This window comes from Roseateles sp. GW821-FHT02E12 (genome assembly GCF_059421665.1).
The window spans coordinates 1016874-1038221 of the sequence record NZ_JBWKVK010000003.1; the positions used below are offsets into that span (position 1 = coordinate 1016874).

Genomic DNA, 21348 nt, shown 5'->3' on the forward strand with positions numbered 1-21348 from the left:
GGTGTCGTCGTTAGTTTCCTGTGCGGCTAAGTATATGGATGCTTTCCGGAAATGGAAACTGTTGCGGCAAGCAAAAGCGGGCCGAAGCCCGCCTTTGACTGGGGCGTGAGTCGTCAGTCTTGAACGACAGCCGCGGCCTGCAGCCGCTTGTTCACCCGCAGCGCCACCAGCGTGCAGAACACGCCGGACAGCAGGTAGGCGCTGAGCGACACGAGGCCGAAGCGCGAGGACAGGAACAGCGCGACGACGGGCGCGAAGGCGGCGCCCAGCAGCCAGGCCATGTCGGCCGTCAGCGCCGCGCCGGTGTAGCGGAAGTGCGGCAGGAAGTTGGACGTCACCGAGCCCGCCGACTGGCCGTAGGACAAGCCCAGCAGCACGAAGCCGATCAGGATGAAGGCCGCCTGGCCGGGCTTGCCGCCGCCGAGCATGAAGGGGGCGAACAGCGCAAACACACCGATGGCGATGGCCATGGAGCCGAGGTAGCTGCGCCGACCGATCTTGTCGGCGATGAGGCCCGACATCGGCATGGCAACGGCCGCGAAGGCTGCGCCCAGCAACTCCATCTTCATGAAGTCCACGATGCCTTCATTGCCATACAGCGCCACCCAGGACAGCGGGAAGACGCTCACCAGGTGGAAGAGGGCATAGCTGGCCAGCGCGGCAAAGGCGCCGATGACGACGTGGTGGCCCTGGGCTGGCAGCAGCTCGCGCAGATAGGCGGGGTCGAGCTCATGCTCTTCCATGCGCTTCTCGTACTCGTGCGTGACGACCAGGCGCAGCCGCGCGAACAACGCGACGACGTTGATCGCGAAGGCCGTGAAGAACGGGAAGCGCCAGCCCCAGGACAGGAAGTCCTTGGCGTCCAGGTTGCCGTAGACGTACAGGAACACGCCCGATGCGACGAAGAAGCCCAGCGGCGCACCCAGCTGCCCCAGCATCGCGTACCAGCCGCGGCGGTGTGGGGGTGCATTCAGTGCCAGCAGCGAGGGCAGGCCGTCCCAGGAGCCGCCAAGCGCCAGGCCCTGGCCGATGCGGGCGAATGCCAGCAGCCAGATGGCTGCACTGCCGGCCTCGGCGTAGCCGGGCAGCAGGCCCATGCCGACCGTGGAGCAGCCGAGCAGGAAGAGGGCGGCTGTCAGCTTGGCCGAGCGGCCGAAATGACGCTGGATGGACATGCCGATCAGCGTGCCGACCGGTCGGACGACGAACGCCAACGCGAAGACCAGGAAGGCGTAGAGCGTGCCGGTCAGGCGGTCGGCGAAGGGGAAGAAGACCTGCGGGAACACCAGCACCGAGGCGATGCCGAACACGAAGAAGTCGAAATACTCGGACGCCCGGCCGATGATGACGCCGACAGCGATGTCGCCGGGTGCCAGTTCCTCGTCGGTGCGGGCCGCCCCGGGGGAGTTTTGGGGGGGCAAAAGGGTACTGCTAGCAAGTGCCATGGCGGGCTTGTCTCCGTGTGTGCCTAGGACAAAATGTCCAATCGTTGATTTGGCTCAATCAACTTACATTCCGTCGTCGCACGCAAGATCGTTAACCCTCGCGCGCCTCTCAGGATGTACCCCAAAAAGAACCTCCTTCGTTGCGTCCCGGTCTTGACGGCCGGCCTGCTCTTGAGCGGCTGCAACGCCGTCGTGATGAAGCCGCACGGCGACATCGCGCAACAGCAGGCGCAACTCATCGTCACGTCGACGCTGCTGATGCTGTTGATCATCGTCCCGGTGATCGCGCTGACGCTGTTCTTTGCATACCGTTACCGCCAGTCCAACACCGAGGCGACCTACTCGCCGGACTGGGATCATTCCACGCGCCTGGAACTGGTCATCTGGGGTGCGCCGCTGCTGATCATCATCGCGCTGGGCGCCATCACCTGGATCAGCACGCACAAGCTCGACCCCTTCCGCCCGCTGGACCGCATCGCCGAGGACAAGCCCCTGGTGGCCGGCGTGAAGCCGCTGGAGGTCTATGCCGTCGCGATGGACTGGAAGTGGCTCTTCATCTACCCCGAGCAGGGTATCGCCACCGTCAACGAACTGGCAGCACCCGTGGACCGCCCCATCCACTTCCGCTTCACGTCCACGACGGTGATGAACACCTTCTACGTGCCTGCGCTGGCCGGCATGATCTACACGATGCCGGGCATGGAGACGCAGCTGCATGCCGTCATCAACAAAGCGGGCGTGTACGACGGCCTGTCGGCCCACTACAGCGGCGCCGGTTTCTCGGACATGCGTTTCAAGTTCCACGGCGTGTCTGACGAAGAGTTCGCGAGCTGGATAGCCAGCAACAAGGCCGGCGGCAACACGCTGACCCGCGCCGACTACCTGAAGCTCGAACAGCCCAGCGCCAAGGAGCCCATCCGCCGCTTCGCCAGCGTGGAGGCCGGCCTGTGGAGCGCCATCGTCGACCGCTGCGTCGACGGCAAGAAGATGTGCTCCAGCCAGATGATGGCCATCGACGCGGCCGGCGGTGCCGGCAAGGGTGGCGTGGCCAGCACGATGCGCAGCACCTGGAGCGACTTCGACGGCGTCAAGCGCGAGCGTCGCGTCGTGGCGGCCCTGTGCACGCCGACCAACCCGCTGGGCCTGCCCATCGAGATCGCCGACGCCTCGACTGCGGCGCAGAAGAACTGAGACCGACCGATGTCCAACCCCGTCGTTGCCCAACACCAGACGCTCGATCAGCTGCACCCCATCCTCGGCCGCCTCGGCTGGGACTCGCTGCCGCTGCACGAGCCCATCCTCATCGCCACCTTCATCGCCGTCGCGCTGGGCGGCGCGCTGGTGTTCGCGCTGATCACCAAGTTCAAGCTCTGGGGCCATCTGTGGCGTGACTGGATCACCAGCATCGACCACAAGAAGATCGGCATCATGTACATCATCCTGGGTGTCGTGATGCTGCTGCGCGGCTTCGCGGACGCGCTGATGATGCGCGCCCACCAGGCCATGGCCTTCGCCGACAACGCCGGCTTCCTGCCGCCGCACCACTACGACCAAGTGTTCACGGCCCACGGCGTCATCATGATCTTCTTCGTCGCGATGCCCTTCGTGACCGGGTTCATGAACTACGTCGTGCCGCTGCAGATCGGCGCGCGCGACGTGGCCTTCCCGTTCTTGAACAACTTCAGCTTCTGGATGACGGCCGGCGGCGCCGTGCTGGTCATGCTGTCGCTGTTTATCGGCGAGTTCGCCAAGACCGGCTGGCTGGCCTACCCGCCGCTGTCGGGCATCCTGGCGAGCCCGGATGTGGGGGTGGACTACTACTTGTGGTCACTGCAGATTGCGGGGGTGGGCACGACGCTGTCGGGCATCAACCTGATCGCCACCATCATCAAGATGCGCGCGCCCGGCATGACGATGATGAAGATGCCCGTCTTCACGTGGACGTCGCTGTGCACCAACGTGCTCATCGTCGCGACCTTCCCCGTGCTGGCCGCCACGCTGGCGCTGCTGACGGCCGACCGCTACCTCGGCACCAACTTCTTCACCAACGACCTTGGCGGCAACGCCATGCTCTACGTGAACCTGATCTGGATCTGGGGCCACCCCGAGGTCTACATCCTGGTGCTGCCGGTGTTCGGCATCTTCTCGGAAGTGGTGTCCACCTTCAGCCGCAAGAAGCTGTTCGGCTACGCGTCCATGGTCTATGCCACGGTCGTCATCACCATCCTGTCCTACCTCGTCTGGCTGCACCACTTCTTCACGATGGGCTCAGGGGCCAGCGTGAACAGCTTCTTCGGCATCACGACGATGATCATCTCGATCCCGACGGGCGCGAAGATCTTCAACTGGCTGTTCACCATGTACCGCGGGCGCATCCAGTTCGAGGTGCCGATGCTGTGGACGGTGGGCTTCATGATCACCTTCACCATCGGTGGCATGACCGGCGTGCTGCTGGCCGTGCCGGCGGCGGACTTCGTGCTGCACAACAGCCTGTTCCTCATCGCCCACTTCCACAACGTCATCATCGGCGGCGTGGTGTTCGGCGCCTTCGCCGGCATCAACTACTGGTTCCCCAAGGCCTTCGGCTTCCGCCTGGATGCCTTCTGGGGCAAGGTCTCGTTCTGGTGCTGGTTCATCGGCTTCTGGGTCGCGTTCACGCCGCTCTACGTGCTGGGCCTGATGGGCATCACGCGCCGCGTCAGCCACTTCGATGACCCGTCGCTGCAGATCTGGTTCGTCGTCGCCGCCATCGGCGCGGGCATCGTGGCCCTGGGCATCGCGGCCTTCCTGATCCAGATCGCCGTCAGCATCTGGCGCCGCAAGGAACTGCGCGACACCACGGGCGACATCTGGGGTGGCCGCACGCTGGAGTGGTCGACCTCGTCGCCGCCGCCGGACTACAACTTCGCCTTCACGCCCATCGCCCACGAGATGGACGCCTGGTACGACATGAAGCAGCGCGGCGCCGAGCGCCCGAGCAAGGGCTTCGTGGCCATCCACATGCCCAAGAACACCGGCGCCGGCTTCATCATCGGCATGCTGGCCACGGCCATGGGCTTCGCGTTGATCTGGCACATGTACTGGATCGCGGCGGCCACGTTCGCGGCTACTGTCATCGCGGCCATCGTGCACACCTTCAACTACAGCCGCGACTATCACATCTCGGCCGATGCGGTGACCCGCGCCGAGGACGAGCGCACCCGCGCCCTCGCTGCCGCTGGCTCTGCCGCCTGACCGGGAGACAGCTGACATGACTGCAACCGTTGCTACGCACGTGAACGGCGCGCCGCTCTACTACGACCACAGTGGCGAGCACCACCCGCCCAACAGCACCATGCTGGGCTTCTGGCTCTACCTGATGAGCGACTGCCTCATCTTCGCGGTGCTGTTCGCCGTGTACGCCGTGCTGGGCCGCAACTACGCGGCCGGCCCCTCGGGCGCCGACCTGTTCGACCTGCCGCTGGTGGCCGTCAACACCGCGCTGCTGCTGTTCTCGTCCATCACCTACGGCTTCGCGATGATCGCGATGCAGGCGCGCAAGAAAGGCCAGCTGCTGGCCTGGCTGGCCATCACGGGCCTGTTCGGCCTGGGCTTCCTGGGCATCGAGCTCTACGAGTTCCACCACCTCATCCACGAGGGCGCAGGCCCGGGCCGCAGCGCCTTCCTGTCCAGCTTCTTCACGCTGGTGGGCACGCACGGCCTGCACGTCACCTTCGGCACGATCTGGCTGGTCACGCTGATGGTCCAGGTGCAAAAACTCGGCCTCACGCCCGCCAACCGCCGCCGCCTGATGTGCCTGTCGATGTTCTGGCACTTCCTGGACGTCGTCTGGATCGGCGTCTTCACCTTCGTCTACCTGATGGGAGTGCTGTGATGGCTGCCCACGCTCACGACACGCACGGTCATGACGACCACCTCGACGGCGAGGAAGACTTCCACGTCAGCTACAAGGGCTACGCGACCGGCTTCCTGCTGTCCGTCATCCTGACCGCCATCCCCTTCTGGCTTGTCATGGCCAAGGTGCTGCCCAGCCCCAAGCTGACCGGCTTCGTCATCCTCGGCTTCGCGGCCGTGCAGATGGTTGTGCACATGATCTATTTCCTGCACATGAACGCCAAGGTCGAGCAGGGGTGGTCCATGCTGGCCCTGCTGTTCACGGCGGCCCTGGTCGTCATCATGCTGGCCGGCTCGGTCTGGGTCATGTATCACATGAACGCCAACATGATGCCCACGCCGGACCCGGCCGCGATGCGCAACATGCCCTGATGAATCGCGCCGCGCGGATCATCCTGATCGTTAGCGCGGCGCTGGCCAGCGTGGGTTTCATCGCGCTGGCTGCATGGCAGTTTCAGCGCCTGGGCTGGAAGCAGGACCTCATCGCGCGTGTCGAGGCCAAGCTGACAACCGAACCCGTCGCGCCGCCATCGGCGTCGGCGGAGGTTTCCAAGGCCGACGAATACCGTCGCCTGCGCCTGCTTGGCCATTTCGAGCCGCGCGAGGTGCTGGTGCAGGCCACGACCGAACTCGGCGGCGGCCACTGGGTTATCGCGCCGCTGCGGCTGGACGATGGCAGCACCGTCCTCGTCAACCGTGGCTTCGTGCCGCCCGAGCAGCGCGCGCCCGATCAGCATGCGGCACCCAGCGGCCCGGTCGAACTCATCGGCTTGCTGCGTCTGACGGAAACCGGCGGCGGCCCGCTGCGCCAGAACGTGCCGAGCGAAGGCCGCTGGTACTCACGTGACGTCGCCGGCATCGCCACGCAGCTGAAACTTGCCGGCCCCGTCGCCCCCTTCTTCGTCGACGAGTCCGCCGACCCCGCCCAGCCCAGGCGTTGGCCGCGCCCCGGCCTGACCGTCGTGCGCTTCGCCAACAATCACGCCGTCTACGCCATCACCTGGCTGGCGCTCGCGGCCATGGCCGCCGCCGCGGCCGTCTATCAGGTCCGCGAAGAGCGCCGGCGCGTCCCGTCTTGAACACCACACCGCTGCCGATCACTGCCGAAGCCGTCGCTGAATCCGTCGTGGTCGCCCCCGAGCGCCGCGCCGGCCGGGCCAACCTGCGCCAGCTCATCGAGCTGCGCTGGCTGGCCGTGGGCGGCCAGCTCGCCACCGTGCTCGTCGTGCACGCGGGCCTCAGCATCGCGCTGCCCTGGGCTGAGATGCTCAGCCTGCTTGGCATCCTCGTCGCCTTCAACCTCTTCAGCATCTGGCGCAACAAGCTCGCGCAGCCGGTGTCGCAGATCGAACTCTGCATCGCGCTGCTGGTGGACGTAGGCGTGCTGACCGGCCAGCTGTACCTGGCCGGCGGCAGCGACAACCCCTTCATCTACCTCTACCTGCTGCAGGTGGCTGTTGCGTCGGTGCTGCTGCGGCCGGCCTATCTGATGGCCGTCATCGTCAGCGCGGTGTCGGGCTTCGTGCTGCTGATGCAATGGCATCGTCCGCTGCTGCTTGACCCGACATCGCCCACGACGCTGTCGCCCAACTACCTGGGCGGCCTGCTGCTGTGCTTCCTGCTCAACGTCGGCCTGCTCAGCATCTTCATCGTGCGCATCAACCGCAACCTGCGCCAACGCGACGCCGAGCTGGCCGAGCTGCAGCAGCGCGCCGCCGAGGAGGTGCACATCGTGCGCATGGGCCTGCTGGCCAGCGGTGCCGCGCACGAGCTGGGCACGCCGCTGGCCACGCTCAGCGTCATCCTTGGCGACTGGGCGCACATGGCGCCGTTTGCCGGCGAACCCGAGCTGCGCGAGGAGATCGAGGAGATGCAGCGCCAGATCCTGCGCTGCAAGGCCATCGTGACGGGCATCCTGATGTCGGCCGGCGAGATGCGCGGCGAGGCACCGGGGCTGACCCACCTGCACGCCTTCGTCGACCGCCTGGCCGCCGACTGGCGCGCTGCCCACCCGCAGGCCCACCTGGCCCTGCGCTGCGAGAACCTGCCCGAGGTCGAGATCATCTCGGACACCGCCCTGCAGCAGGTCATCGCCAACCTGCTCGACAACGCCTCTGAAGCCGCACCCGGCGCTGCGCTCACGCTGGTGGCCGCCTGCCCCGACGAAGACACGCTGGCCCTGAGCGTGCTCGACGATGGCCCCGGCTTCAGCGCCGAAATGCTGGAGCACTTCGGCGACCCCTACCAGAGCAGCAAAGGCCAGCCGGGCCGCGGCATGGGTCTGTTCCTGTCCGTCAACGTCGCTCGCACGCTGGGCGGGCAGTTGCAGGCGCACAACCGTGACGGTGGTGGTGCCGAGGTCGTGCTGACCCTGCCGCTGGCCGCATTGCTGCCTCGACAATTCCCATCTGATGCCTTCCGCCGCTGAAGAAGACCGCCTGCTGCTGATCGTCGAGGACGACGACGCCTTCGCGCGCACGCTGTCGCGCTCCTTCGAGCGGCGCGGCTGGCGCGTCGCGCGGGCCACCTGCCTGGACGACATGAAGGCGCTGCTCGACGCCCTGCCCGAGGACGAGGAACTCGGCCACGCCGTCGTCGACCTCAAACTCGCCGGTGGTGCCTCGGGCCTGACCTGCGTGCAATACCTGCACGGCTGGGACCCGGAGGTGCTCATCGTCGTGCTGACGGGCTACGCCAGCATCGCCACCGCGGTGGAAGCCATCAAGCTCGGCGCCTGCCACTACCTCGCCAAACCGGCCAACACCGATGACATCGAGGCTGCCTTCGCGCGCAAGCAGGGCGATGCCGACGTGGAAGTGACCGAGCGCCAGACGGCGTCCATCAAGACGCTGGAGTGGGAGCGCATCCACGAGGTTCTCGCCGAGACCGACTTCAACATCAGCGAGACCGCGCGGCGCTTAGGCATGCACCGGCGCACGCTGGCGCGCAAGCTCGAGAAGCAGCGGATCAAGTAGTCAACCGGGCAGCCGTTCCCTGAGCGCATCGCGCAGCTCGGCCCAGCTGTAGGTGGTCTGGGCCGCCAGCAGGCCCGCTTGGCCGAAGACGGGCGTCAACCCGTAACGCTGCAGCGCGGCCGGCAGGTCCGCGCGGCCGCTGATGGCCTCGGCCAGCCACTCGCCAGCCACCGTCGTCGGCGCCACGCCGTGGCCGCCAAAGGCCTGTGCGAACCACAAGCCCGGGGCCAACTGGCCGATCTGGGGCATTTTGTGCCGGGCATAGCTCATGAGGCCGCCCCAGGCATGCGCGACACGCACCGCGGCAAGCTGTGGGTAGACCTTGAGCAGGTCCGCCTGCAGCAACTGCGCGATGCGAGCCGCATCACGCTCCTGGATGGAAATGCGGCCGCCCCACAGCAGCCGGTGGTCAGGCAGAGCCCGGTAGTAGTCGAAGGCGAAACGGTTGTCGTACAGGGCCGCGGGTGTGCGGATCGGCCGCAGTGCTGGCGGCAGCGGTTCGGTCGCGATGACATAGGTCGCGATCGGCAGGCGCGCGCAGGTCAATCGGGGCAGCACGGTCTTCAGATACGCGCCACCCGCCACGACGACCTGGGCCGCGCGGATCGAAGCCCCCTGCGCGGTGCGCAGCACAAAGCCGCCGGCAGGCAGGCGGTCAATCGCCATCACGGCACTGTGCTCGTGCACCCGGCCCCCGGCCTGCTCGATGACGCGAGCCAGCCCTAGCGCGTACTTCAGCGGATGGAAATGAAAGGCGTCGCGCTCCAGCAGGGCGCCGCCATAACGCTCCGTGTCCAGCCACTGCCGCACTTGCGCGGGTTCGATCTCGTCCCAGGTGACACCGAAGTTCTCGCGCAGCCACTGGGCCTGATCGCGCAACTGGCGCTCGGCGCGCGGGCTGTGCCTGAACCAGTTGAGCAGCAGGGCGCCGCCTTCCTGCCGTTCGCAGTCGATGGCATTGCTTTCGATGCGCGAGCGGATCAGTGCGACGGCCTCGCGGCTGTGGGCATAAAACTCGCGCGCCTGCGCCAGGCCCAGGTCGCTCACCAGGTCCGCGGCGTCTCGGCTGTAGCCGCCAAAGACGAAGCCACCGTTGCGGCCGGACGCGCCATGGCCGATGGTCTGCGCCTCCAGCACCGCCACGCTGGCGACGCCTCGCTCCTGCAGCCCGCGTGCGGTGGCCAGCCCGGCGAAGCCGCCACCGAGCACGGCAACCTCCACGTCGGCGGACGATCCGGCCAGTGGAGGGAAGCTCAGGCGGGGCGCCGTGGCTGCGTAGTAGGTCTCCGTTTGCATGCGCTGGTGTCAGGGCTCAGGTGAGCGGAGCTCAATGTAGCCGCGGGCTTTATCGACTGACCGCTTCGCAGCGATTGCTGTCTGTCGTTTTCCGCGGCGCAACGCACGCTGTGGACGTCTTACCTGTCATTGCCGCACCGGCCGGGAATTAGGCAAATGACGGGGTCGACGGGTGCTGCGGTTGCTCACGACCGCTTGGAGCAGTAGCCAGAATCCCACGTTGGCCTGTGATTGCTGTCGAACCCGGCGGAGACGCGCGACTAGCCCTGAGCCGCCGGTCGGTTGCCTGTCGGTGCCCCAAGTCTTTGATCGCATTCCGCGGCATACAGGTGTCACGGTTCGTGCGCTCGACCCCAACGGAGATGAGTTCCAGTTCGATGCAAGCGAATGGCTGACCATTTGCGTGCAGCACTAGATGGACCATCCTAGGACGGCCGGTCGCGGTTCACTAGACTTGAAGAAGAACACAAGCAGAAGAGGCAGGGAAGATGCTCGGAACCGTCAACATCAAAGTCCGTCCGCTACGGATGGCCATGCTCGTAGATCCGAACAGCGCGCTCCAGGTACGGGAGGCCATCCGACTGGCGTCCAGTCTGTGGGGCGGCACATTTTTTCCGATCATCCCGGTCCACAAGCGCATGCCGAACAGTTGGCGAGACGGACCGTCGAAGGTACCGCTCGCCAAGGCAGTGGTCTTGGGCCTGATCGATGCCTTCGACCCGGACATGCTCGTGCAGTTTGCGGCCACGCTGCCTGACTACATTGCGGATACCCGGCTCAGAGTCGTCAAGCCCGAAGAGCTATGGGGTCAGGCGGACGATGAGTCAGCCGACCCGGCCTCGGGTATCGGTGCGATGGATGTGCTTGTCGATCTGTATCACGAATGCTTCAAGTACCAGGCGCGACGCCCGAACAAGGCGCTGATCCCAGTTCTCCCGAAGCAACACACACTGTTTTGGGCAAGCGTCTTTGGCGAGTACCCGGCGCACGTCGAGAAAGCTATCAACCGAGAGTTTGCCGAGCCGTTGGCTATTGAGCGGCCCAAATTGACACCCGATAACTGCTGGCAATTGTTCGACGCTGACAAATTTTTCCCCAGGCGCATTACGGCATGGGCGCTGGCGCCTAGCCAAGGACTTCCGTTTGGTAACCACGCGTGCGTGTTCTTCATGGATGCCAGCCGTGTCGAAGACATCATCGACTATTGGAACCTCCGAGCTAGCGGTCGAGCCGTGATCCCTTTACCCAAGCAGTTTCTGAAACTGCCCTCATTCGCCGATGCCGTTCGTCAGTTTCTCATCGACGAACGAAGGACGATGCGCGGCAACCCAAAGATCATCGATACCGCTCGCTTTGTTCGAAGCCGCAACATGAGCATGGAAGACATGCAGGCCTACGCGGCAGGCTTGGGACTGAAGGCAGGGGCAGAGGATGGCCCTCGCAATCCCTATTTCGCGCTGCAGCATTGGTATCCGCGGCTGTGGAACGAGTGGGCAAGGGGCAAGGACGGCGGAGTGGTGGATGTCTACGCTGAGGACGAGGAGTCGATGCAAATTGAGACCGCAGCTGAACTGACCATCCGCCTCAAGCCGCTGATTCCCAAGCTGGCAAAGGACAGATGGTTCCGCTCCGAGGGGGTGTGCGTCAACGAATTCGACCTCAGGATGTTCGGCGCCGATGAGCACTTGGCTGAGGTCTATCCAAGGGTCCAGGGCGAAAAACTGTCACGAGCAATTTCGGGTTGGGGCGGACACCAAGACGGCTGGCGAATAGGTCGACATGGTCTCGTCAAGGTCATCACATCTCCCACGCCCGAATCGCGTAGGGTCTTGGCCTCTGAAGACGTCTTCTTTGCTTGGTTGGCCGACCATGGATGGACGGCCGAGTTGTCGCCCCCGGGAATCCTGGCCAAGAAGATCTTCAAACGCCTGAGCGGAACTCCGTTGTTGCTGGCCAACCGCTCGATCCTTGGTCTGATTGAGCACTTGAACGGCGGGCCGGTCGACAAGAGTGGCAAGCCCCAAGCCAGAGGCAGAACGACGGACGAGCGCGATATCTCTGTTGGCGAACTCAAGAATAGGCTGGGTGGTCCCGTCTCATTTCGCTATGACGACTTCATTCAACGTGGCATCTTTACGCTGGGGCTGCGAACGAAGTGTCCGATCTGCCAGCGCAATACGTGGTTCCCAGTGGCTGCGCTGCGCGAGTCGCTGGAGTGTCCGAAGTGCCTGGGCACATTCTCCTCGGCGGGCAATATCGAAAAGACCGGCAATAGCACGTGGTCGTACAGAACCGCTGGCCCCTTCAGCGTAGGTAATTTTGCTGAGGGTGCCTTTGCTGTTCTTCTGACTCTGGACCTGCTGGGCGACCGCATGTTCACTTCGATGCGAACGACCTCGGTGCCGAGTTTCGAGGCAAAGAATCAGAACGGCAAAAAGCTGGAAGCCGACTTTGGCATGTTCTGGAGGTCCCAAACGTATGGCCAAACCCAAGACGGCATTCTGTTCGGTGAATGCAAGACGTATGGGAAGTTCGAGAGCAAGGACATCCAACGCATGCGAGACCTTGCAGCGTTGTTCCCCGGCGCGGTGCTGGTCTTCAGTACGCTGCGCGACGAATTGACACCAAAGGAGATCCTCGGCCTGGCACGATTGGCCAAGGTGGGGCGCAAGCATTGGAAGGACGACCGGCCAATCAACCCGGTATTGATTCTCACGGGAAGAGAGCTGCTGACCGCCAAGCGTGCCCCATATTGCTGGGATGAAGCCCTGCAACGGAAGTTCTCCAGGGTATTCGATCTGTATTCGTTCAGCGATGCGAGCCAGCAGATTTATCTGAAACTGCCTCCGCTAGCTGAGGAATGGCAGAAGAGGTTTGAACAACGGCAGGCGCGGTCGAAAGCGCGAATGGACGTGCCGGCTGGCAGCGCTTGATCAACACACCGCTAGGCCCGAAGCTGGAACTGCACATGTAGTGCTCAGTCTGAGGGGTAAAGCGGCTGTAAGAGTTGCAGGGCAGCCGAATGTCAGGTGTTCATCGCCGCTGCCGCTCGGACAACTTACCTCGAGTGACTCTGATCAGCCTGAACCGGTCACGCGACGGCGGCAGCGGGTGCCGGCTCAGCGCCGCGCCAGCACAGCTCATACGAGCGCCGCCGCAACGCATGGTCATGAACCGCAGCGTGTCCATACTGGTCACCGCTGGCGGCAGCTTGCCGGGCCGGCCGCGCACGATGCTGAGCAAGCGCTGCCCCCGCTGCCGGCGCGAAAGCGTCAATGCTCCCGGCCAAGCCTTGCTCAGTCCTTCCGATATTGCGCGCTGATCGCATCGATCAGCGCCTGCCGGACCATGGCCGACGGTTGGTCGGTGGCGGCGGGCCAGGCGCTGTGCGTGACCACAACGAGATTGAGCTCGGGATCGATCCAGATGCCCTGGCCGAAGATGCCCGAAGCACGGTAGGCCTTGCCGCGCGTCGTCCACCACTGGAGCCCGTAGCCGCTGCGGCCCTGCAGGCCTTCGGTGGCTTCGCGTGTCGTGGTAGTGGCCTGCTCCACCCAGCCGTCCGGCACGACCGCTTGCCCATTGGCCAGGCGGGCCCCGCGCATGAAGAACAACGCAAAGCGGCCATAGTCGCGCAGCGTGGCCGACAGACAGCAGCCCGCGATTTCAGCGCCGGAGCGATCGAGCATCCAGTAGGCGTCGCCCTCCATGCCCAGCGGCTGCCAGAGCTTCTCCGATAGATAGTCGGACAGGGTCTTGCCGGTGGCCGCCCGCACGAGGGAGCCAACGAGGTTGGTCTCACCCGTCTTGTAGACCCACTTGGTGCCTGGCGCGGCTTCGCGCGGCAGGCGGGCCATGTAGGTGACGACGGGGTCTGACCCGTTCACGCTAGGCTCGCCGCCGAAGCGGGCGACGTCGGAGTTGCGGTCTGCATAGTCTTCGTTCCAGCGGACGCCCGACGTCATGTTGAGGACCTGCCGCACGGTGACGCCCTCGTAGCCGGAGCCTTTGAGCCCCGGCAGGTAGGTGGTGATCGCGTCATCGAGGCTCTTGATCTGCCCGTCGCGGATCGCGGCCCCCACGAGCGTGGATGAGAAAGACTTGGCGACCGAGAAGCTCGTCCAGCGCATCTGCGGCGTCTGGCCGAGCCCGTAACGTTCCAGCACCACCTGGCCGTCCTTCAGCACTAGCAGGCCTGCGGCACGGTTACGAGTCATGTAGTCGTCGACGTTCCAGGTCTGGCCTGCGACCTTGAACGTGACATCCAGCGGCTTCGCCGCAACAGGCAGCGGCGTCACCGTCTCGCCGCGCTTGACGAGCCGGGTGGGGAACTGCTCCTCCATGTGCGGGTAGCCGGCCTTCTGCTGCTCGAAGGTCCAGAACAGCACGCTGCTGCTGGCGGCGGGCGCTGGGGCTGCGGCGGCAGCGGCCGACGCAGCGCCGGTTTCGGCGGAGTTGGCGGGCTGGAAGACCGACGCCAGCAGCGCGGCGGTGGAGGCAGCCCGTATCCACATTCGGAGCGTCTTGGTCATGGGGTGCATCGTCGCAAATGCGCTCGCGGTTTCATAGCCCGAGCCGTGAAGTAGAACCAGGGCTGCTTCCCTTCTGAAGCGACTGCGCGACGAGCGGCAGCTTATGCCGGCTCAGAGCCGCGCCAGCAGCTCGTACGAGCGCCGCCGCAGCGCGTGGTCATGCACCGCGCAGGCCACGATGAACTCATCCGCCTGCGTGCGCTCCCGCGTCGCGGCCAAACCGGCGCGCACGGTCTCTGGCGAGCCGACGATGGACTCGCTCAGCATGCGCTCCACCTGCATCGCCTCGGCGGGCGACCACAGGGTGTCCATGCTCGCCACTGGCGGCGGCAGCTTGCCGCGCCGGCCACGCACCATGCCCAGGAAGCGCTGCTGGGCCGACGTGAAAAGGAATTGCGCCTCTTCATCCGTCGGCGCGACGATGACGTTCAGCCCGACCATCGCATGCGGCTTGGGGTTGCGCGCGCTGGGCTTGTAGGTGGCGCGGTAGATCTGCAACGCCTGCATCAGCATCTCGGGCGCGAAGTGCGAGGCGAATGCAAAGGGCAGGCCCAGGTAGGCGGAGAGTTGCGCGCTGTAGAGGCTGGAGCCCAGCAACCAGATCGGCACTTCGGTGCCCTGGCCCGGCACGGCGCGCACTTGCGCCTCGGCGGCTACCGGTGCGAGATAGCTCTGCAGCTCCAGCACGTCGTTCGGGAAGGCGTCCTCGCCGGTGCTCTCCAGGCTGCGGCGTAGCGCGCGCATCGTGGGCCGGTCCGTGCCAGGCGCGCGGCCCAGGCCGAGGTCGATACGGCCGGGGAAGAGTTCGGCCAGCGTGCCGAACTGCTCGGCGATCGTCAGCGGCGCATGGTTGGGCAGCATGATGCCGCCGGCACCAACGCGGATGCGCTTGGACGCGGCGGCGAGCTGGCCGATCAGCACGGCCGTGGCTGAGCTGGCCACGCCTTCCATGTTGTGGTGCTCGGCCACCCAGTAGCGCGTGTAGCCCAGTTCGTCGGCGAGCTTGACGAGATCCAGGCTGTTCAGCAGCGCTTCGCGGGTGGTGGCGCCTTCGACGACGGGCGCCAGATCGAGGATGGAGAGCGGGGGCAGGGCAGACATGTCGGCATCTTGCCGATCCTCGCTTGGCCCCGTCAGCCCGGGGGCATAGGAAGCACTGAACAGGTCCCTCGCGGTGCGCGCATCCCGGCTGCGAGCGCATCGCGGCGTTGCAAATGCTCGCCATGGCAAACGCCATGGCTGTGCTTTGCGCCTTGCGCTGCATCTCGCATCCGGGCGCGCGCACTCGCGCAGACCTATTCAGCGCTTCCGCAGATGTGATTGCAGCCAGGGCATCAGGCGAGCCTCGTAGGCTGCGGCGTCGAAGTCATGCAGGTCGACATGGGCGGCGCCGCGCACGGGCCACAGCGCCTTGGGCTCGCGGGCGGCGACGAAGAGGGCTTCGGTCTCGGGCCAGCGCGTGTGCAGGTCTTCGGTGCCCGAGGCGACGATCAGCGGCGAGCCCACGCCGGTGATCGCTTCAGCGGGCCGCAATTGGTCAGTGCCGAAGCCCAGGCGCAGCGGAATCTGCACCAGCAGCAGGGGCGACAGCAGCCGGCTGGCCGTGTCGCCCAGGCGCATGGCGAGGCGATCCCGCACGGCGTCTTCAATGCTGGGGTAGACCGACTCCAACACCAGTGCATCCAACTCGGGCCGGCGCTGTGCAAACAGCAGCGAGGCGCCGCCCAGCGACACACCGATGGCGCCCAGCTTTTCGCCCGGCAGGCGCTGCCGCAGCCAGGCCAGCGCGGCCTCGGTGCCCTTGGCCTCGTTGCGGCCAAAAGTGATGCGCTCGCCACTGCTCTCGCCGTGCGAGGGCAGGTCGACGATGAGGCTGGAGACGCCCTCGCGCTGCAGCCAGCGGGCGCGCGCCAGCATCTGCAGGCGGTTGCCGCGCACGCCGTGCAGCAGAAGCATGGCGCCGTCGCCGGCCCGGCCGGGCAGGAACCATCCGCTGACTTGTTGGCCGTCGCCGTAGGGAATGAGCACCATCTCGGCCGACAGGCCGGGCGGCGGCGGGCCGATGCGTGCGCTGGCAGGCCGCGTCAGCAGTTCACCCGCAGCCAGGCTCAGCAGCAGCGTGCCGGCGGCCAGCACAAGGCCGGCAATGAGGAGTCGTCGCATGCCCGCATGATCGCCGGGCTGTCGGCTCAGAGCTCCAGCGTCGCCCGCACGAGTTGAGCGCCGTCGGGATGGGTCTGCAGCCGCATGCCGAACTCGCGCATCAGCCCGAGCATGCGGCGGTTCTCGGCCAGCACGTCGCCGAACAGCTGCCGCACACCCTGGCGGCGCGCTTCAGCGATGAGGTGGGCCATCAGCCGCCGGCCCAGGCCGCGGCCCTGCCAGTCGTCGGCCACGGCCAACGCAAACTCAGCCACGGCGGAGCGCTCCGGATCGCAGACAAAGCGCGAATCGGCGATGACGATGCCCCCGCGCGGCGCCGGCAGCTCGACGACCCAGGCCCGGTGCATGCGCTGGTCCACATCGGTCAGCAGCTTCAGCAGCGCCGGGCTCAGCTCGCGCAGGCCGAAGTGGAAGCGCTGGTGGCGCGAATCCAACGACAGGCCGTTGAAGAAGGTCTGTTCGGCGCAGACATCGCCGGGCGCCAGCGGGCGCAGGCGGGCGATGTGGCCGCCGGGCAGAGGCCAGTCCTGCGCGGCCGCCGGGACGGCGACAACGACCGTGGCCAGGTCGGCTGTCACGCCCGTGCCTCGGCGGCGGGCCGCAGGTCCAACACGGCCGGGCCGCTCAACGCGCTCACCGTCACGGCCTCGTCGGTCTGCACAACGAAGCATTGGCCGGGCTCCAGCACGATGTCGCGCGAGTCGTGGTCGATGGTGATCCACAGCGTGCCGGAGGCGCTGCACAGGTGTGTGGCGCGGGCCTCGGGCAGGCGGGAAATCTGGCCGCGTTGCAGCAACAACCGGGTGCGGGGAACGTCGATCAGCATGGTGTGCTCCTCGGGCCTGGATCCGGTGTTGGCTGCATGCCGGATTGGCATGCTTGCGTCGGGGCCGTCTGGGGCGGATAGTGGGGCTTCCTTCCCATGCCGACAAACGATGATTTGGAAGGCTTCACATTCCTTCAGCTCATGTCAACAAAGCCGCTCGACCATCTCCCACCGCTGCAGCTGCTGGCCGCCTTCGAGGCCGCAGCGCGGCACCTGAGCTTCACCCAGGCTGCCGCCGAGCGCTTCGTCACGCAGTCGGCCATGAGCCGGCAGATGCGCGCGCTGGAGGAGGAACTGGGCGTCACCCTCTTCGAGCGCCGCCACCGGGCACTCGCGCTGACCGAAGACGGCCAGCGCCTGCACGCGGCCTGCGCCACGGCGCTGAACACGCTGCGCGTGGCCGTGCGCACGGTGCGCGAGCCGCACCAACGCCAGGTGCTGGCGCTGACGACGACGCCGGGCTTCGCGTCGCTGTGGCTGATCCCGCGGCTGACGGGCTTCACGCGCGCCCACCCGGGCATCGACGTGCGGCTGGACGCGGGCCTGGGCAACCGCAACCTGGCCAGCGAGGGCTTCGACCTCGCCATCCGCTACAGCCCCATCGGCGCGGCCCAGGGCAAGCAGCTGTTCGCCGAGGCCATGCTGCCCGTCTGCAGCCCGCGTCTGGTGGGTGAGCTGGGCCTGCCGCTGCGCGAGCCGCCCGACCTGGCCCGCCATACGCTGCTGCACCTGGCCATGGACGGTGACAGCGCCGGCATGCCGGCCGAGTGGGAGCCCTGGCTCAGCGCCTGGGGCCTGGCCGACCTGCGGCCGGCGGCGCGGCTGAGTTTTTCGAGCTACTCGGAGGCGATTGCCGCCGCTGTGGCGGGGCAGGGCGTGGCGCTGGGGCGAAGGCCGCTGGTGGACGCGCTGCTGGCCAGCGGCCAGCTCGTCACGCCGTTCGATGCCGGCATCGCGTCGGCGCGGGCCTATCGCCTCATCGTCGACCCGGCGGCGAAGTCGCGGCCAGCGGTCAAGGCGTTCGAGCAGTGGTTGCTGGCGCAGTGTGGTGTTGGATCAGGCACCGACGGTCAGCCGCTCTGACTTACGTCATCAGTGAGGCGCTGCCTCACGATGAAGGGCTGCGCCAAGGTCCGGCGCCCCAACTCACCATCGCTCCGCCCTGAACAGCCTATGAAATTTGGAAAAGAGACAGTCGTCTCCCTGACGGCGGCACTGCTGCTGGCACTGCCCGGCCTCGGCCGCGCCGCTGATGCCATCGAGGCCTCGAACGACCAGGCGCGCCGCCTGATTCAACAGACGATGAAGGAGCGGCGCATACCGGGGCTGCAGGTTGCGGTCATCAAGGACGGTCGGATCGTGCTGTCTGAAAGCTATGGCTGGGCCAACGTCGAAAACCGCGTGCCCGCAACGGCCAAGACCTTGTTCCCGCTCAACTCCGGCACCAAGTCGCTCACCGGCGTGGCGTTGATGCAGTTGGCCGAGGCCGGCCTCGTGAATCTTGAGGCGCCCGTGTCTCGCTATCTCGATGACCTGCCGAGCGCATGGCAGTCCATCCGCGTGCGGCAGTTGCTGGCCCACACGTCGGGGCTGCCCGATATCGTCGAGCAACCTGGCCCCGTTACGGGCAGCACCGAAGCGGCCATGTGGAAGGCAGTCAAACAGCAGCCCGTGGAAGCGCCGCCCGGTGAGAGGTTTGCCTACAACCAGACGAACTACGGCCTGCTGGCTCAGATCATCGTCAAGCAGGCCAAGATGCCCTATGAGCGCTACATGAAAGAGCGGCAGTTCGCGCTGGCGGACATGCCCCTGACGACGTTCGGCGACAGCTATGACCTCGTGGCGAACGCTGCCACGATCTACAGCTACTTTCCGCGCCGAACGCTCGCGCCGGACGATGCCGACCGCCTGTCTCACTGGGTCTACGACATGCCCTACAGCCTCCACGCGGGAGGCGGTATCCAGACGACGGCCACCGAGCTGGCAAACTGGATCGTCGCCCTGACCAGCGGCCGCCTCATCAGCGCGGCCAGCGCGCGGAGCATGTGGACCGCGGAGAAGCTGAACGGTGGCGCTGACGGCAGCTGGGCGGCCGGCTGGCCGGTACTCGCATCAAGCCCGAAAAGGCAGGTCGCCGGCATCGGCGGCAACCGCGCGGCGTTCATCGTCTATCCGGATGAGGGCTTGGCCATCGTCGTCCTGACCAACCTGGTGGGCGGCAATCCGGAGAGATTCATCCCCAAGATCGCCGAGTTCTACAAGTGATGGGGCGCTGGCGCAGCCACATGGCTCGAGATGCCGGGGTCGGCCGACGCGGCGCGTAGCACCCATTCCCGCGCCCGGGCGGAGTCGACGCTCGCGTCGCGCGCCTCGCGCAGCAGCGCCGCGGCGAGGCGGGCCCGCCAGCGCTCGGCCGCCGCCAGAGCCCAGGCCTGCTCGCTGAGCGCCAGGCAAGCGCCGCGGTAGAGGTTGAGCGCGGCTTCCAGGGCCGCCGCGGCCGTCGCGCTGCCGGCAGGTGAGTGCTCGTGTTCCGTCAGGCGGTCGTTCAAGGCCTGCACATCCACCCAGACGCAGTCCGCGTTCAGGCGGATGCCGTGGTCCTGCACCAGCAAGGCCGAGTCGTTGGCCAGCAGGCGGCGCAGCCGCGCGACGGTGACCTCGAAGGCTTTTTGCCGGCCCTCCCGGCCATCCCCGGGCCACAGCTCGCGGGCCACCGCCTCGGTCGATGCGGGCTCGGTGCCTCGGCAGGCCAGGTAGCGCAGCAGCTCGAGCGGCTTGCTGGCGGCCTTGCGGCCCTCCGCCGAGCGACCCGGCACGGCGCCGGTGTCGTTGCACACCTCGAAACCGCCCAGCGCGCGGACCGTCACCGACCAGGGCCAGGTCTCGGGCGCCCCGGCTGGCGCTGCGAGCCGGCGCGTGCGGATGGCCGAGCGCACCCAGTCCGTCTCGGCGCCTTGCACCAGGGCCTGGCAAAAGATCTGGCCGATGTGCTGCGGCAGCAGGGGCAGCACGCCGGGCCACTCCAGTTCGCGCAGCGTGCACATGGCGCGGGCCAGGGCTGCGTTCGGCAGGGCATGCCAGCCTTGGCGCTGGCCGACGGCGATCAACGCGGTCAGGTCTGCCAGGCAGCGCAGGCGTGCCGCCAGGTAGTGCGGCAGCTGCATCTCGCCCAGGCCCTGAAAGCGCGCGGCGGCGTCCTCCGCATTGCCGCAACCGATCAGCGCATAGCCTTCCTGCACGAGGTAGGTGACCTGGTAGCCGGGCCAGGCGCCGCTCATCTGCAGGTGGCCCAGGGCACGCCGGGCGTGGCCCAGGGCCGCGTGGAAGTCGCCCGCGCGCAGGGCCACGCGGCAGCGCACGTCTGCTTGGTCGGCCCACCACAGCGGCGTGCTGGCTGCATCGCCTGCGGCCGCGGCCTGGGCTGCCAGCGCCAAGGCCGCTGCGGGGTCGCTGGTGCACTCCACCAGGCGCGCCCGCTGCAGCGCCGCAACGGCGGCCAGCCCCGGCAGGCGGTGCTCGGCCGCCAGCTGCTGCGCCAGCATCAGCCGCTCCCGCGCTTCGTCCACCTTGGCGAAGGCGTTCAGGTGCCAGGCCGCGACGATGGCCCAATGGCCGCGCCAGAACGGCGAGGCGTCGGGTTGCTTCTCGAGGGACGCGACCTGCGCGAAGAGCAATTCGAACTCCGCGTCTTCGCCGTGGCGCTCGCACAGCTCACCCAGCGCACAGGCCAGCGCCAGCGACACATCGCTGGGCGCTCCTCGGGCGCGCTCCATCAGCAGTGCCACGTTGGCGGGCGGCCACGAGGGCAGCACACCGTAGTCGTGCGCGATCGAGGCCCCGGCCCAGGCCAGCAAGCCCTCGGTCGCCGTGCCGGCCGCGTCCGGGCCAGCGGTGGCCAGCACGCCCAGCATGGCCATCGCGTGGCGGTAGGTGGAGGCCTGCAGGTGCTCCACCAGCACCACCAGGCCGGCTGCTCCCGCGGCCAGACCAGCGTGGCCCTCCGCCTGCGCCCGCAGGGCCAACGTCGCTGCGCTGTCCAGCGCGCCCGGCGCCTGGGTCGACAGCGCGCGCATGGCATCCAGCAACTCGCCCGACCGCTGCGCGGCTGCCGCTTCGGGCTGCGAGGGATTCATCGCTCCATGCTAAGTGCTGTGGGTCATCTGTGGGTGGTGCGAGCCGGCCGCTCCTCCCATCATCAAGCTGCAGCCTGCGCATCT

19 protein-coding genes are annotated in these 21348 nt (G+C 66.9%); 11 read left to right on the top strand and 8 right to left on the bottom strand.

Features of this window, described 5'->3' with window-relative positions; translation table 11 throughout:
• Positions 1-113: 113 nt before the first annotated feature.
• A complete protein-coding gene (locus AC07V5_RS22550) occupies positions 114-1445 on the bottom strand; it encodes an MFS transporter (protein ID WP_495117945.1) in 1332 nt (443 codons plus the stop codon).
• Positions 1446-1559: 114 nt separating this feature from the next.
• On the opposite strand from AC07V5_RS22550, the gene cyoA reads away from it, so the two are divergent.
• From cyoA to AC07V5_RS22585, 7 genes are read left to right on the top strand one after another with little or no spacing between them, the layout of a single operon-like run.
• Positions 1560-2636: a ubiquinol oxidase subunit II gene (gene cyoA, locus AC07V5_RS22555; RefSeq protein WP_495117946.1), complete on the top strand. Its 1077-nt coding sequence runs from the start codon at positions 1560-1562 to the stop codon at positions 2634-2636.
• Positions 2637-2645: 9 nt separating this feature from the next.
• On the top strand, positions 2646-4679 hold the full coding sequence (cyoB, locus tag AC07V5_RS22560; protein ID WP_495117947.1) for a cytochrome o ubiquinol oxidase subunit I: 2034 nt from the start codon (positions 2646-2648) through the stop codon (positions 4677-4679).
• Between the two features lie 16 nt (positions 4680-4695).
• On the top strand, positions 4696-5319 hold the full coding sequence (cyoC, locus tag AC07V5_RS22565) for a cytochrome o ubiquinol oxidase subunit III (RefSeq protein WP_495117948.1): 624 nt from the start codon (positions 4696-4698) through the stop codon (positions 5317-5319).
• Complete coding sequence (cyoD, locus tag AC07V5_RS22570; RefSeq protein ID WP_495117949.1) at positions 5319-5711, top strand: cytochrome o ubiquinol oxidase subunit IV; 393 nt, start codon at positions 5319-5321, stop codon at positions 5709-5711. Before cyoC ends, cyoD begins: the two co-directional genes overlap by 1 nt.
• On the top strand, positions 5711-6418 hold the full coding sequence (locus tag AC07V5_RS22575; RefSeq protein ID WP_495117950.1) for an SURF1 family protein: 708 nt from the start codon (positions 5711-5713) through the stop codon (positions 6416-6418). The genes cyoD and AC07V5_RS22575 overlap by 1 nt, the downstream gene beginning before the upstream one ends.
• On the top strand, positions 6415-7767 hold the full coding sequence (locus AC07V5_RS22580; protein ID WP_495117951.1) for an ATP-binding protein: 1353 nt from the start codon (positions 6415-6417) through the stop codon (positions 7765-7767). Before AC07V5_RS22575 ends, AC07V5_RS22580 begins: the two co-directional genes overlap by 4 nt.
• The gene (locus AC07V5_RS22585) at positions 7751-8314 is read left to right on the top strand and encodes a response regulator transcription factor (RefSeq protein WP_495117952.1); all 564 of its coding nucleotides are present in this window, start codon (positions 7751-7753) and stop codon (positions 8312-8314) included. The genes AC07V5_RS22580 and AC07V5_RS22585 overlap by 17 nt, the downstream gene beginning before the upstream one ends.
• Here the strand turns inward: AC07V5_RS22585 and AC07V5_RS22590 are convergent, their stop codons facing one another.
• Positions 8315-9610 carry an NAD(P)/FAD-dependent oxidoreductase gene (locus tag AC07V5_RS22590; protein WP_495117953.1) on the bottom strand — a complete coding sequence of 432 codons (1296 nt, stop codon included), beginning with the start codon at positions 9608-9610 and terminating at the stop codon, positions 8315-8317.
• A gap of 292 nt (positions 9611-9902) precedes the next feature.
• On the opposite strand from AC07V5_RS22590, the gene AC07V5_RS22595 reads away from it, so the two are divergent.
• Both AC07V5_RS22595 and AC07V5_RS22600 read left to right on the top strand, forming a co-directional pair.
• Positions 9903-10025, top strand: coding sequence for a peptide deformylase (locus AC07V5_RS22595; RefSeq protein ID WP_495117954.1), 123 nt, complete (start codon positions 9903-9905; stop codon positions 10023-10025).
• Between the two features lie 73 nt (positions 10026-10098).
• Positions 10099-12543, top strand: a complete 2445-nt coding sequence (locus tag AC07V5_RS22600; protein ID WP_495117955.1) for a hypothetical protein — start codon at positions 10099-10101, stop codon at positions 12541-12543.
• Positions 12544-12906: 363 nt separating this feature from the next.
• Here AC07V5_RS22600 and AC07V5_RS22605 read toward each other — a convergent pair whose 3' ends face one another.
• From AC07V5_RS22605 to AC07V5_RS22625, 5 genes are all read right to left on the bottom strand, one after another.
• The gene (locus AC07V5_RS22605; protein WP_495117956.1) at positions 12907-14142 is read right to left on the bottom strand and encodes a serine hydrolase domain-containing protein; all 1236 of its coding nucleotides are present in this window, start codon (positions 14140-14142) and stop codon (positions 12907-12909) included.
• Positions 14143-14253: 111 nt separating this feature from the next.
• Entirely contained in the window at positions 14254-15234 is a 981-nt protein-coding gene (locus AC07V5_RS22610; RefSeq protein WP_495118025.1) for an LLM class flavin-dependent oxidoreductase, read from the bottom strand.
• Positions 15235-15441: 207 nt separating this feature from the next.
• Positions 15442-16305: an alpha/beta hydrolase gene (locus AC07V5_RS22615; RefSeq protein WP_495117957.1), complete on the bottom strand. Its 864-nt coding sequence runs from the start codon at positions 16303-16305 to the stop codon at positions 15442-15444.
• 26 nt (positions 16306-16331) lie between these two features.
• Positions 16332-16883, bottom strand: coding sequence for a GNAT family N-acetyltransferase (locus AC07V5_RS22620; protein ID WP_495117958.1), 552 nt, complete (start codon positions 16881-16883; stop codon positions 16332-16334).
• A complete protein-coding gene (locus tag AC07V5_RS22625; RefSeq protein ID WP_495117959.1) occupies positions 16880-17131 on the bottom strand; it encodes a DUF2917 domain-containing protein in 252 nt (83 codons plus the stop codon). Before AC07V5_RS22625 ends, AC07V5_RS22620 begins: the two co-directional genes overlap by 4 nt.
• Before the next feature lie 141 nt (positions 17132-17272).
• On the opposite strand from AC07V5_RS22625, the gene gcvA reads away from it, so the two are divergent.
• Both gcvA and AC07V5_RS22635 read left to right on the top strand, forming a co-directional pair.
• Positions 17273-18214 (top strand): transcriptional regulator GcvA, encoded by a 942-nt coding sequence (gene gcvA / locus AC07V5_RS22630; RefSeq protein ID WP_495117960.1) that lies wholly within the window; start codon positions 17273-17275, stop codon positions 18212-18214.
• Between the two features lie 30 nt (positions 18215-18244).
• Positions 18245-19396, top strand: coding sequence for a serine hydrolase domain-containing protein (locus tag AC07V5_RS22635; protein ID WP_495117961.1), 1152 nt, complete (start codon positions 18245-18247; stop codon positions 19394-19396).
• Here the strand turns inward: AC07V5_RS22635 and AC07V5_RS22640 are convergent.
• Positions 19387-21264, bottom strand: a complete 1878-nt coding sequence (locus AC07V5_RS22640) for an AfsR/SARP family transcriptional regulator (protein ID WP_495117962.1) — start codon at positions 21262-21264, stop codon at positions 19387-19389. The genes AC07V5_RS22635 and AC07V5_RS22640 overlap by 10 nt on opposite strands.
• Positions 21265-21348 lie beyond the last annotated feature (84 nt).